The following is a 13372-nucleotide window of genomic DNA, read 5'->3' as shown; positions in this document are numbered from 1 at the left end:
AGTACCTCAACACGACTTTCAAGTACCTCAACACGACTTTCAAGTACCTCAACACGACTTTCAAGTACCTCAACACGACTTTCAAGTACCTCAACACGACTTTCAAGTACTTCAACACGACTTTCAAGTACTTCAACACGACTTCGGAGTACCTCAACACGACTTTCAAGTACTTCAACACGACTTCGGAGTACCTCAACACGACTTTCAAGTACCTCAACACGACTTTCAAGTACTTCAACATGACTTCGAGGTATCTGTATGCTGTGGAATAGCTGAACTTCTGAGGCGATCGCTTGAGTAAGCTCTTGGTTCATAATTATCTCTACTTGGAGTCTTTGTAAGTCCTATTTTTGAAAAAAAATTAGATCGTTCCGCTTCGCTACACTCAAAAAGGGAAAAGGAAAGAAGTGCATAGGGTCAAAGAGCTAAAGTATAAAGGGCTAAAGAGTCCTCCCAACCGCGCAGACAACACGAAAACCAACATTGAAGTCGATGTCGACGTGCTTCTGCTCCGCCCAATAGTTGCTGCCGCGGGACGCGGAACGGCAGACTTCAGGAATGAAGAGCCAGGAACCGCCCCGCAGCATTTGATATTGATTATTATCTATCCATGCACTTCCATCACTAGGCGCTCCTTTATAGCTGTCATGCCAATTATCTTGACACCACTCCAAGACATTCCCGTGCATATCGTATAATCCAAAGGCGTTGGGTGGAAAACTTCCTACTTCTGTTGTTTCTTGACGAGATTTGCCCTTTGGTTCAGAAGCGTAGGTATAATTCCCATTGTAGTTAGCTAACTCAGTTGTAATCGTCTCGCCGAAGTGAAATGGTGTCGTTGTTCCTGCACGACAGGCGTATTCCCACTCTGCTTCACTAGGTAGGCGATATTTACGCCTAGTTTTTCGACTCAGCTTTTCGCAAAAGTCTACTGCATCATTCCAGGACACTCTCTCTACAGGACGTTTTGCTCCCTTGAAGTAGGACGGATTGCTACCCATTATTTGCTGGTACTGTTCCTGAGTCACTTCAAACTTGCCTATAAAAAAAGCAGGTACATTCACAGCGTGCTGTGGTTCTTCAGTTGTGCTTCGACCATTTTCACCGGGTGGCGAACCCATCTTAAATGAACCAGCAAGAATCTCAACCATATCTAAAGTTATGCCATTGCCTAAGTCCTCCTTAAAGAACTTAGCTTGCTTGATAGGATCTCGTTTAATTACCTGTCCCTTTTTATCTACCGTTACCGTTTCATCACCCTTAAAAATTTCACAACCTGCTAGTGCTGTCACCAAACCTACACCTCCCCAGCCAGCCCACTTCAAAAACTTTTGTCGGGTTATTCGCTCTTGAGCCGGTTGAATGCGTTGAGCAGAACTTAGCTGCTGAATCGGAGATTTAATCAATTCTTGGCTTGCTACAACTCTGGTTTCAATTGCAGTGATGTCCGCTTGTTTAAGTCCTAGAGTCCGTTGAAGTTGCCTCAACCTCTGCCGAATATCATTACTATCAAGGGAATTTCCTGCTTTAATTGTTTTAATTAATTCCTGCTCATACTGCTGAAGTTTTTGATGATAGCTTTCAATCTGTGTTGTGATTTGCGCTTCAATTGGCGCAACATCTACATCCGTCAGTCCCAAGCGCTGCTGCTGTTGGCGTAAATTATTCCGGGTTGCCTCGCTGAGAGGATATTCCTGCTGCGTGCCAGTAAAAAACAGCCGTTGGTAGTCCTGGAGTTTCTGGTGATATGCCTCTACCTCAGCCGTAATCTGAGATTCTATCGCCGCAATGTCCCCATTCGCCAGTTCTAATTGCTGCTGGGTTTGCCGTAAGCGATCGCGGCTTGCTGTACTTAGGGGAAACTCCTCTCGCAGTGCCGTTGTAAACTCCTGCTGATATATTTGCAGGTTTTGCTGATGCGTCTTAAACCGTGCAGTCACTAGTGCCTCAATCGGCATCGTGTCCTCATTCTGCAGCTCCAAAATTTGCTGGAGATTTTGCAGATCGTGGCGATCGCTATCGGTAATTGTCTCGTCTCGCTCCAGTAGTTCAGTAAACACCTGCTGATACTGCTGGAGTTTTTTGCGGAACTCCTTGCGGTACGGTTCTAATATCTCATCTTCGATCGCCTTCGCCTCAGTTGTCTCCAATCCCAAGCGAGTCCTCTGATAATCTAATGTGCGACGACCAACAAGAGAAATTTCGCCTCGATGAATAAATCGCGCTACCTCTTTACGGTATCGCTGTCTGGGATCACCCGGAGCCACCTTTGTCAGTCGAATTTTAAAGCCTTCTCGAATTGCATAAATTTCCGGCTTCATCGCAGGTTGAAGTTCTCGCACCTTCTGACTGGCGTATTCATGGAGTTCATCGATGGAGATAAACTCATCTTGATCGCGATCGGCTTCTCCCGACTTGATACCTTCAATCAAAAAACGAGTGTAAATCGATAAATCTTGTCCCTTTTCCTCAAAGGAATATTGAGTTGAAGTAGAAGAAGTCAATACGGCTCGTCCTTCACCGCCTAACTGCTGCCGGATGTCAATTGTGCCGTCATCTTTGGCAGACATCCCCTCAGCAAACGCGCCACTAAAGCAGCTATCTAGGATCACCACCTGCCGCCGGGAGCGGCTTTCGATCATGCGATCGTGAATAAAATTGGCAGACACCGACGTTGAGCGAATCAATTCGCCCTGCGGTGTCTTACTGGTGTTGCGAGTCGCCAGATACAGCCTACCGCGATCGTCTTTGATGCCGTGTCCTGAAAAATACAGTAGCAGCAAATCATCCTTGTGCCGACTGGAGAACAGCATTTCGATCGCCATTTCTACAACTTGTCGCTCAGGATTTTTTAGCAGGGTAATATCTGACGCAGCAAATCCGCCCATTTCGGTATGCAGCAGTACCTCGCACACTGCTTCCACATCTCTAACTGCACTGGGTAACGGGTTCAGCCCCGGCTCATACTCACTGACCCCAATCAGCAACGCTACCTTCGCCATTTAACTCACCTATGCTGCGATCAAATCCTCTGCGGCTTTAATCTCTGTGTTGTTCCCTTCATACCAAGTTTTAGAATATCACCTATATCAATTGGACTAGTTATGAGCTAAATCTTTACCCACAACTTAGTATATATTTTTGGCATCTATAATTTTTCCTCTTAGCTGTTATGACCCTGTGCCCTGATTCTACCCTGAGCTTGGTTTCTCCTAGCATTAGCAATATTTGCCAACAAATCGCCCCTTTAAAACTGGGAATTATGGCTTCTGGGAATGGCAGCAATTTTGATGTAGTTGCCCAAGCTATCCAAGATGGGCGGCTAAATGCCCAAATTCAAGTTTTAATTTACAATAATCCCTCAGCGAAAGCAGCCGTCAGAGCAGCTAATAGAGGTGTAGAAACTGTCTTATTAAATCACCGCAACTATCAAAGTCGAGAAGAGTTTGACGAAAAAATTGTGCAGACATTGCGGCACTACGATGTAGAATGGGTGATTTTGGCAGGATGGATGCGACTATTAACGTCAGTTTTCATTGATGCCTTTCCTGAGAGGATTATTAATATCCATCCGAGTTTGTTACCTAGTTTCAAGGGAATCCATGCTGTAGAACAAGCCTTGGCATCTGGGGTAAAAATTACTGGTTGTACAGTACATATAGCTTGTTTAGAAATGGATAGCGGCCCAATATTAATGCAAGCAGCAGTACCAGTATTGCCGGATGATACAGCAGAAACACTCCACGCCAGGATTCAAAATCAGGAACATCAAATTTTACCATTAGCGATCGCTCTGGCAGCTTCTTCGTCAAAAGTTACACTAAGCTTGTCGTAAAAATACATATATCAAGTAGGAGCGCACATCTAGCTGTGCGCCTCTACTATTCATCAGAGTTAGCTTCAGCAGTTTGATACGCTTGTAGGAGCCTAGCATGATCGAGAGTAAATCCTACTTGCATCGCTATCTGGGCAAATAAATCAATCTCAGATTGTTGCCAATCACGGGGTTCAGAACACTGATGTGCAATTAACAAGCCAAATAGCTGCTCATCTTTAATAATTGGTGCTACTAAATTTGCTTTCACACCAAAAGATTCGAGCAGTTTAATATGACAATCAGCCAAACTAGACTCATAAATGTTGTTGATTGCGACAACGCGACCAGACTGGTACTTTTCTACATAGCCTTGAGTGAAACAGGGGTCATGGATTTTAGACCGCAAAACTTTGGGATAACCTGGAACTACTGATTCAGCAATGATAATTCCGAACCAATTAGCGTAAAAGCTATAAACCAACACTCGGTCAGTATTTAGTGTTTTGCGAACCTCTTCCACTGTGGTTTTGATGACATCCTCTTCGTTAAGTGATTGGCGAATTTTGCGGATAATATCCACCAATAACTGACTTCGCATACTTTCAGCTTCGATTCGTTGCAGCAGCCTAGCATGGTCGAGAGCAAATCCCACTTGCATCGCTATCTGGGCAAATAAATCAATCTCAGATTGTTGCCAATCACGGGGCTTGGAGCACTGATGTGCAATTAACAAGCCAAATAGCTGCTTATCTTTAATAATGGGGGCTACTAAATTTGCTTTCACAGCAAAGGATTCGAGCAGGTGAATGTGACAATCAGCCAAACCGACTTCATAAATGTTGTTGATTGCGAGAACGCGACCAGACTGATACTCTTCTACATAGCCTTGACCGAAACATGGGTCTTGGATTTCAGCTCGCAAAACTTTTGGGTAAGTGAGAACAACTGATTCTGCAATTACAATTCCAGACCAATCAGCGTTAAAACTATAAACCAGTACTCGGTCAGTACTCAGTACTTTACGAACCTCTTCTACAGTGGTTTTCAGGACATCCTCTTCGTTGAGCGATTCGCGAATGCTACCGATAGTATCCGCCAGCAAGCGACTTTGCACACCTTCAGCATCGATTCGTTGCAGGAGTCTTGCATGGTCGAGAGCAAACCCGACTTGCATCGCTATCTGAGCAAATAAATCAATCTCAGGTTTTTGCCAATCACGGGGTCTAGAGCATTGATGTGCAATTAATAAGCCAAATAGGTGTTCATCTTTGAGAATGGGGGCGACCAAATTTGCTTTCACAGCAAAAGATTCGAGCAGGTTAATGTGACAATCAGTCAAATCGGCTTCATAAACGTTGTTTGTGGCTTGAACGCGACCAGACTGATACTTTTCTACATAACCCTGAGCGAAACAAATGTCTTGGATTTCGGCTCGCAAAACTTTTGGATAACCTGGAACCACTGATTCGGCAATCACAGTTCCAACCCAATTAGCGTTAAAGCTATAAACCAGCACTCGGTCAGTACTCAGTACTTTGCGAACCTTTTCTACAGTCGTTTTCAGGACATCCTCTTCGTTGAGTGATTGGCGAATGCTACGGGTAGTTTCTATAAATACCTGAGCTCGATCTGCCTTTGAATCTACCTGTTTGAAAAGCCTAGCGTAGTCAAGAGCAAATCCTACTTGCATGGCTATGTGAGCGAACAAATTAATTTCAGACTGCTGCCAAAAGCGAAGTCTAGAACACTGATGTGCAATCAATAAACCGAATAGCTGCTTGCCTTTAATAATCGGTGCTACTAAATTAGATTTGACAGCAAATTGCTCTAGCAGCTCAATATCACCATCACTGAGATTGGCTTGATAGATATCATCAATAGCCCGGATGCAACCATTCTGATATTTTTCTATATATCCTGTCTCAAACCCAGTATTAGAGACTGTAACCCCTAACATTTTCGGTAAACCAGGTGCTACTGATTCGGCGATAAAGGTTCCATTACAGTTGGAGTTGAAACAAAAGATGGTTACGCGATCGATGCTTAAAGCTTTACGAATTTCTTCTGAGGTAGTTTTGAGAACATCTTCTTCATTGAATGATTCTCGAACCCAGCGGGTAATTTTTCTCGATAGCTGGGAGTAATCAGCTTCAGCTTCTTTTTGTTGTTGCAAACCCGAAAGCATCTCTGTGAATAAGTTTATGTTGCTCTCTAACATCACTAATTCATCTTGGCTAGCGATCAAAGATTGAGTAAACTCACTGTCTGGACGTAGCTGATTTTTGATAATATTAGAAGTTGCAGCAGCCTTGCTGACTCGACTAATAGCTCGATTAACTACAAAAACAGCGATCGCACCTGCTAAAATTGCTGTCACTCCCATACCAATTAACAAAAGTGACAATTGTCTTTGTAGAGCAAGTTCAGTTTCTGTTGAATTTTTTGCACTCTCTTGTCTGACTTGCGGAATTTCTGTATTAATTAAATTGATGCCATAGTTGTAAGTAGCTGTTCCAATTGCAACTACAGGAAGTACACTGATACTTAGTGCCCAAACTATTGCTTTAGTTTTTAAACTCCATTTTTGTTGCCAGAGTCTCTGTTGACGATTTTGTCTTGCTTGGTTTTGAGAAAAAGACTGACTCATAAATGAAACCTGGATTGTTGCAATTGAGAATCAAGTAAATAACTTCACCACCAAATTCTATACAAACTTTATTAAACAAGAACTAGCTTTGAGGAGTATTTTGAGACACTAATCTTCTAAGTCATGTCCTATAATGTTTTTATTTGCTTTCAACTCGAAAAAATTGGGTCTGATAAACAGGTTTGTCAACAATCTTATGGCGATCGCTTGGTTGGAATGTCTTATTTTCTCATTAGGAGTTGTGTTTTTATGACAAGACAGCCAAACAATCTTTATTTTTTAACAAGAGTTTTACAGACTTCTCACAGTTGACTCTTACCCGTAATCTCATGTCTGCTTAATTACTTACATTAGTTTTCAAGTACATGAGAGACAAAATGCAGGATTCATGCATCAACACAAAAGTTTGTACTTCTTTCCTCCTGCCTCCATAGCCTAATCTGCAATCAACTCTACTGCATCTCGTCCATCAGAATTTTGTAAGTAAACTTTGACAATTTCTTCTTTAGCTGTAGGCAACTTCTTGCCAATAAAATCTGGGTGAATTGGTAATTCTCGATGACCTCTGTCTACTAACACAGCTAAACGAATCGCCTCTGGTCTACCGTAATCGTTGACTGCATTCAAAGCAGCGCGAATCGTCCGTCCTTTGAAAATCACATCATCCACGAGTACAACCGTTTTCCCAGTAAGGTCAAAAGGAATTTCGCTTTTCGTTGGAGTCCGTAATCCAATTTTGTCAAGGTCATCTCGATAAAATGTAATGTCCAAAGCACCGACTGAGATTGCTACACCTTCGAGCGTCTCAATCTGACGCGCCAATAATTCGGCTAATAATGCACCCCTAGTATAAATACCAAGAAGCACCAGTTGAGACAAATCACGCGTCCTTTCGACAATTTGAGAGGCAAGACGAGTCAAGGTACGACGGATTTCTTCGGATGAGAGAATTTCAACTACTTTGGCAGACATAGCGAGTCATAAGTTAGGAGTGATAAGTTAAGAGTTAGGAGTTTTTATTCTTAACTCCTAACTCCTAACCCCTAACTTTATATTTATCATTACCTATTTGGGAGCATTAAGAATATAGCGATCGCTATCCCTAACCATAGCAAAAAACAATACCGAGTCAGCTGTAAAGCATTCTGAATAGAAGTTGCAGTAATGGCATAAATAGCATCTCCTAGTAGTGGTTTGTACTTAGCTACCCCCCGATACCAATTTGTACCCCCCATCTGCACACCCAAAAAAGCCGCATAGGCGCACTCACTCCAGCCAGAATTGGGACTAGGATCGTTAATTGCATCCCGACGACAAATTTGCCAAATATGTATCGGTTTACCCGATAGCAGCGCCAGAGTCACGACTGTTAACCGACAAGGTAGCCAAGTCAAATAATCTTCTAACCGCGCACAGAACCATCCTAAATAAGTATAGGGTGCTTCCCGATAGCCCACCATTGAATCAAGGGTACTGCTGGCTTTATATGCTAAAGCCAAGGGAGTTGGCCCCACAACTGGTATAAAGACACCAACAATTCCATAAAAAAGCGGAGCCATTACTCCATCGGTGGCATTTTCTGCAACCGTTTCTAAAACGGCTCGTGAAATTTCTGCTTGTGAGAGGTTTTGGGTATCTCGACCAACGTAATTACTTAAAATCTTCCGAGCCTTCTCCAAATCTCCGACTGTTAAAGGTTGTAAAACAGCCTCCGCTGCTGCTCGCAAACTTCTGCCAGCAAAACAACTAGCCAAAAGAATGCTATCTATTGCAATTCCTAAGAGTGGATGAACCCATCTGGCAATTTGAATAATCAAAAAGCCAACAAGACCGCTACCAATTATTAAGATAATACCTAGTAAAATTCCAGCTAGGCGTTGTGTTAGAGAATTTTGACACAAGTGGAGAAAAAACTTGGTCAGGCGAGAAATTACCCACCCCATAACTTGCACTGGATGGGGCCAATTCCAAGGATCACCAATTAAATAATCTAAAAATGCCGCAATTATTAAGATATAGATATTATTAGTCATAAGTCACGAGTCAAGGGTTAAAAGTCAAGGCTCAATATTTCGACTATTGACCGGAGCAACGGAAACGTCTCCGGCTCCGCTCTTGACTAAACCACAAAACTAGCTTCTTCTCCAAGGGAAGCTTGCCGACTCCGAGCATCGTAATAAAGGTCTGCCAGAGTAATACTGTATAAAGCTTCTTTGAGCTTTTGGTTGAGTCTCTGCCAGAGGCTAAACGTTACCCAATCTTCAGCTTGTGTAGGTGCTGGGGTGTGATGAGGTAAATGGCTAGTTTCGCCAACAGCTTCTAAAATTTGTCCTATAGATATTTGTGCAGGCTCTCTTGCCAATTGATATCCGCCGATGCTACCACGAATTGATTTCACTAAAGAGGCACGACGCATTTCTATTAGTAGTTTTTCGAGGTAAGGAGCTGGGATATCTTGGCGTTTAGCGATCGTTCTTACAGATACAGGCCCATATCTTGGCTGTAAACTCAAATCTAGCAACGCCTTTACACTATAGTGTCCTCTGGTAGTTAATTTCATTTTGGCAAGCTTTGTTGTTTGTCCTTTGTCTTCGTTGGCACTGCATCTCTCTTAAAATAAATTCTGATGGTCGGCTTCCGACTCTTAGACTTCTTTAGTTTGTCGTTTCTAAATAACCAATGACTAAGGATCAGTTTTGCTTATCATTCTATGACTCAGTTCTCATCCTTAAGAAATAGACAACCTTTAGAGCCTTAGTTTAGAAAACTTAAAACTTATATAGTCTAGCAGTAATTCACAAACTATATATCTATATATATAGTTATCAGCATTGCCAGCATTTTCTAAAATAGATTGTCTTGGTAATATTGGTAATGGCATAACAATTGTGCATCTGAGTGTAATATACTTGGCTAGGTTGAGATAAAAACTAAAGGATTATGTTCCTGTTAGCTCAACCTCAGCTAAAATAAAATCGATTCAAACACTTCAAACATTCATTTTCGACCTAAGTTGATGCCTAAACAGAAAAAAATTGAACCCCTACTCGGCGAAGAACTGCTCAAAAAAGTCAAAGAGCTAGAGAACGAGAGCAAAGAAGACAAAGCCAAGAAGTGCGGCTACTATACCGTTACCAAAAATGGTATAGAGCGCGTCAATATGATGAAGTTCTTAAATGCCCTAATTGATGCTGAAGGCATTCAGTTAGACAGTACACCCAGTGCTAATGGGCGTGGTGGACGTAGTGCTAGCTATAGAATTAGTGTGCAATCGAATGGTAACTTACTTATAGGTTCAGCTTATACAAAACAGATGAATCTGAAACCAGGAGATGAGTTTCTGATCACTTTAGGCAAAAAGCACATTCGTCTGAGACAGGTAGATCCAGAAGATCGCGAAGATGATGAAGCCATAGAAGCCACGGCTTAATAAATGGTCATTAGTCAATTGTCATTTGTCCTGTATGAAAATCAATGACTATAAATAGTCATTAGTCAATTGTCATTTGTGAAAACTAATAACTAATGACCAATGACCAATGACTAATGACTAATGACTATATCTGTAGTTGGTAATACTGGTAATAGTGGCGAAGTGCCTTGCGTGTTACTGCTAAATTACAGGTTAATGCAATTTGCTCTTTTTCTAATAAACCTAAAATGCGATCGGGTTTATCTCGTGCTATCACCGGTAATTGATGTAAACCTCGAAGACTCATCCGGTCTAAAGCCTCAGATAAAAGTTCATCTTGCCATGCATAGAGAATTTCAGTAGTACAAATGTCTATGAGGGTTTGACTAGATAAATTATCTGGAATTTCAGTTAGGGAATTTGGGTATGTTTGCCAAATAGCAAGGGCACGGTTAATATCTTCCAAAGAAAGTATACCAACTAATTGCTCTGCTTGATCAAATACTAAAGCACTACGGACGCGATCGCGGGTCATTTCCACAGCGGCATCTAATACTCCCAGAGTTGCAGGTAACTTTTTGGGACAGGGATACATGGCATCTTCTACCAAAATTTGCTGTACAATTTCCGCTTGTTCATCTTTCAATTCCGAAAGACCAATTTGTTGTAAATTAGAGTTAGAGTTAAAAGTTGGTTTAATCCTTTCCACTAACCAAACACTCAAACCCACAGCTGCCATCAACGGTAAAACAATCCGATAGTCACGGGTTAATTCAAACAGCATTAAAATAGCCGTTAACGGCGCTCTCACACTAGCAGCTAGCACTGCTGCCATTCCCACCATTGCGTAAGCTGGGGGAGCCGCCATTTGATCGCAAATTGTGGGGAATGCTACAGCCAACATTTTGGCGTAGGCCGATCCAAAAGAAGCACCTAAAAACATTGCTGGTGCGAACAAACCACCGATGAAACCACTACCTGCACTAATTGCAGTCATCAATAACTTTACCACCAACAACACGACCAATAAGTAGAGTGGAAACTCCACATCCTGAAGCATTGCTTCTACAGTTTCATAACCGACGCCCAGAATTTGCGGGAACTGCAAAGCAACAGCGCCAATTATCACACCGCCAATAATTGGATGAATCGGCTCAGGAATTCGTCCCAAAAAGGCAAAGCCTGGAACCTTCCCAGCAAAGCAAGCTTTTGCTAAATGAATTGATTGAGTATAAGCCAGAGAAACTAGGCTGGCCCCTAAACCCAAACCAAGATAAAGAGGTAATTCCAAAGGACTGCGGACTTGATAAACAGGTAAATCAAAAGCAGGTTGGGCCCCCAAACCAATTTGGGCAATTAATGCTGCTACCACCGCCGCTAACAGCACCACACTCACACCAGAAGTAGCGAAAGATGTCGCTCCCATCACCACCTCTAGGGCAAAAAATACTCCAGCGATGGGAGCATTAAATCCGGCCGCAAGTCCAGCCGCAGCGCCAGCAGCTAAAAGCAAACGTTGTCGTTCTTGAGATACATTCAGGATCACAGAGAACAACATCCCAAAATTTGCGCCAATTTCGACACTCGGCCCCTCTGGGCCCAAAGAAGCACCGCTCCCCAAAGAAACAGATGCAGCCAGCATCTTCGTAACTGGTCGTAGTGGTCGCCTAATCTCTGTTCCCTCAGAGGCGGCGATAAGAGATGAAAGTTCAGGGCCAAAGTCTTGAGTGCGCCAGCGCATCAAGCCAACAATTAATCCGCCAAGGGTGGGAACGCAGGCTAAAGTCCAAGCACCCCAGGCGCCAATTTGACCCATTAAATTTTCCAGCATCAGCTGGTGAACCAATTGGATTAAATAGTGAAAAGTGACTATACCCATACCAGTACCACCGCCAATGAGCATGGCTAAAAACAGCACAACTGTTTCTGGGGATGGTTGAAAACGATTAATTAGGTGAGCTAAATGAGCAGAAGGTGTAGGAAAGGCAGGTTGTTCCGTTACCTTCCTCAGTTGAGTGGGAGGCAAGAGAGTCATTGAGAGGCGGGGTAAATGTAAGAAAAAATTTAAATTTTTATCTGTTACTTATCATTGTGAGCCATTATTTAGCAACCGGACAAGTAGACTTTATTTGCTTAACTTACAAAGCTTTAGCTAAAAATGTTATTGTGCAAAATTTTTGTGGGGAGAATGGTTAAATGAGAGAGAATTATTTAAGGGTCAGCGATACCTAAGTTAGGCGTAGCTGCAGCTAGTGGAGTGCGAGCGATCGCCAACGCTATTTTTTCTAGAGACAACAAAGTTTTTTCGGCTGGGTGGACGCACCCGTAAACATTAACGATGAGTCATCCTTGCTTAAATCTAGCTATACTCGTCTTGCGACCATTAAGCCATCCTTGGTAGTAATAGAATGTATGTATGATTGATGCCTGATGTCAGATCATACATTGATCCCAATTCAATATAGCTATTGTTATAGAGCGAGTAAATGGACTAGGCGGATGAGGTAAATGAATATACACACTTTTGATAATCATTATGTTACTTGCCCAATTTGCCAAAGAAATGCCACGCCAAAACCAGTTAAAACGCGCATGGGCTTGTTTTGCTGTCCCTATTGCCAGGAAAGGCTAGTAGTTTGCCAAAGTGGTCATTATGTCCGCGATCCGTTTACTTGGAGACAATTGATGATCTCTTCGTCGCTACGTCGTCAAAGCCGACCTTTAGCGAGGATTATCAGAGATTTTGTCCTACTCAAGCGTCCTATGGTAGCCTTGGCTGTAGGAAGCGCCATTTTCTTTGGTGCGATCGCTTTGACCCAAGAAAAGACAGGCTATGATCGCCAGATTCTTCCCACAACAGAGAAAGTTAATGAACCAGCAAACAAATCTCAGTAAATGGATTACTTTTGTATAAATCAAATTCTACTTTGATTTTTGTAATATTATAACTAAATACTTTGATAAAACCGTGTCTTATTGCCCAAAATAAAACACGGTTTTATATTATGTCCCTTTAAAGACCGATCGCCCATTAGACATCTAATGAAATTAAATATAGGTTATCCATAACTCTTATAAAAATGTAGCACTGCTACGTCTTTACATTTATTTTTAGTCGTATCTATATGTGTTGTGTCTGTTTATCAACTATTGGAGTTGATGACACTCACCATCGCTTAAATTGGGTTCAAGATTTTACCAAGACACGGGTATTTGAATATACTTTTGGTTGGTTAGGACGCTATCGACGCCTGAGTAAGGATTACAAACTAAGCAGGTTGGTGTAAAAATTCGTCGTTGGGATAAGCTAAGAGCCAGGAGCCACGAACCACGAGGGAAGAGGGTTTTAGCCTAGTTTATTTTTGTTTACATAGTTTGGTTTTATTATGCCAACTTACTTATTGCCAGAGGTAATGAGTTAATAATTTATGCAGCTATAGTGCGACTAGTACTCTGTAATATCGCTTCTTGAGTATTATTTAAACTCTCAAAC

At 42.2% G+C, this 13372-nt stretch carries 9 protein-coding genes and 2 pseudogenes; 4 read left to right on the top strand and 7 right to left on the bottom strand.

Going from position 1 to position 13372, the window contains the following annotated elements:
• Positions 1-317 (bottom strand): hypothetical protein (locus V7L12_RS25015; RefSeq protein ID WP_335088455.1); only part of this gene is annotated, 317 nt, incomplete at its 3' end.
• Between the two features lie 126 nt (positions 318-443).
• Positions 444-3005 carry a caspase, EACC1-associated type gene (locus V7L12_RS25010; protein ID WP_335088453.1) on the bottom strand — a complete coding sequence of 854 codons (2562 nt, stop codon included), beginning with the start codon at positions 3003-3005 and terminating at the stop codon, positions 444-446.
• Positions 3006-3175: 170 nt separating this feature from the next.
• Between V7L12_RS25010 and purN the strand changes: the two genes are divergently transcribed.
• The gene (gene purN, locus V7L12_RS25005; protein ID WP_335088451.1) at positions 3176-3838 is read left to right on the top strand and encodes a phosphoribosylglycinamide formyltransferase; all 663 of its coding nucleotides are present in this window, start codon (positions 3176-3178) and stop codon (positions 3836-3838) included.
• Between the two features lie 46 nt (positions 3839-3884).
• Here the strand turns inward: purN and V7L12_RS25000 are convergent, their stop codons facing one another.
• The 4 genes from V7L12_RS25000 to V7L12_RS24985 form a co-directional block, all read right to left on the bottom strand.
• On the bottom strand, positions 3885-6467 hold the full coding sequence (locus V7L12_RS25000) for a GAF domain-containing protein (protein WP_335088449.1): 2583 nt from the start codon (positions 6465-6467) through the stop codon (positions 3885-3887).
• Positions 6468-6902: 435 nt separating this feature from the next.
• Positions 6903-7439, bottom strand: a complete 537-nt coding sequence (gene pyrR / locus V7L12_RS24995; RefSeq protein WP_335088447.1) for a bifunctional pyr operon transcriptional regulator/uracil phosphoribosyltransferase PyrR — start codon at positions 7437-7439, stop codon at positions 6903-6905.
• An 89-nt stretch (positions 7440-7528) separates the two neighbouring features.
• Positions 7529-8500, bottom strand: a complete 972-nt coding sequence (gene cbiB / locus V7L12_RS24990) for an adenosylcobinamide-phosphate synthase CbiB (RefSeq protein ID WP_335088445.1) — start codon at positions 8498-8500, stop codon at positions 7529-7531.
• 86 nt (positions 8501-8586) lie between these two features.
• Entirely contained in the window at positions 8587-9027 is a 441-nt protein-coding gene (locus V7L12_RS24985) for an Rrf2 family transcriptional regulator (protein WP_334819084.1), read from the bottom strand.
• Positions 9028-9483: 456 nt separating this feature from the next.
• Between V7L12_RS24985 and V7L12_RS24980 the strand changes: the two genes are divergently transcribed.
• Positions 9484-9897: an AbrB family transcriptional regulator gene (locus V7L12_RS24980; RefSeq protein ID WP_104909531.1), complete on the top strand. Its 414-nt coding sequence runs from the start codon at positions 9484-9486 to the stop codon at positions 9895-9897.
• Positions 9898-10010: 113 nt separating this feature from the next.
• On the opposite strand, the pseudogene V7L12_RS24975 reads toward V7L12_RS24980, so the two are convergent.
• Positions 10011-11914: pseudogene (locus V7L12_RS24975) on the bottom strand (chloride channel protein).
• Positions 11915-12387: 473 nt separating this feature from the next.
• Here V7L12_RS24975 and V7L12_RS24970 point away from each other — a divergent pair.
• Together V7L12_RS24970 and V7L12_RS33345 are read left to right on the top strand one after the other, a co-directional pair.
• Complete coding sequence (locus tag V7L12_RS24970; RefSeq protein WP_335088443.1) at positions 12388-12774, top strand: hypothetical protein; 387 nt, start codon at positions 12388-12390, stop codon at positions 12772-12774.
• A 288-nt stretch (positions 12775-13062) separates the two neighbouring features.
• Positions 13063-13148 (top strand): annotated as a pseudogene (locus tag V7L12_RS33345) (IS5/IS1182 family transposase); the annotation flags it as partial.
• Between the last annotated feature and the right edge of the window lie 224 nt (positions 13149-13372).

It is taken from the genome of Nostoc sp., assembly GCF_036918245.1.
Taxonomy (GTDB): Bacteria; Cyanobacteriota; Cyanobacteriia; order Cyanobacteriales; family Nostocaceae; genus Nostoc.
The sequence above is the reverse complement of the archived record's forward strand: the minus strand, read 5'-3'. Positions and strand labels throughout refer to the sequence as shown.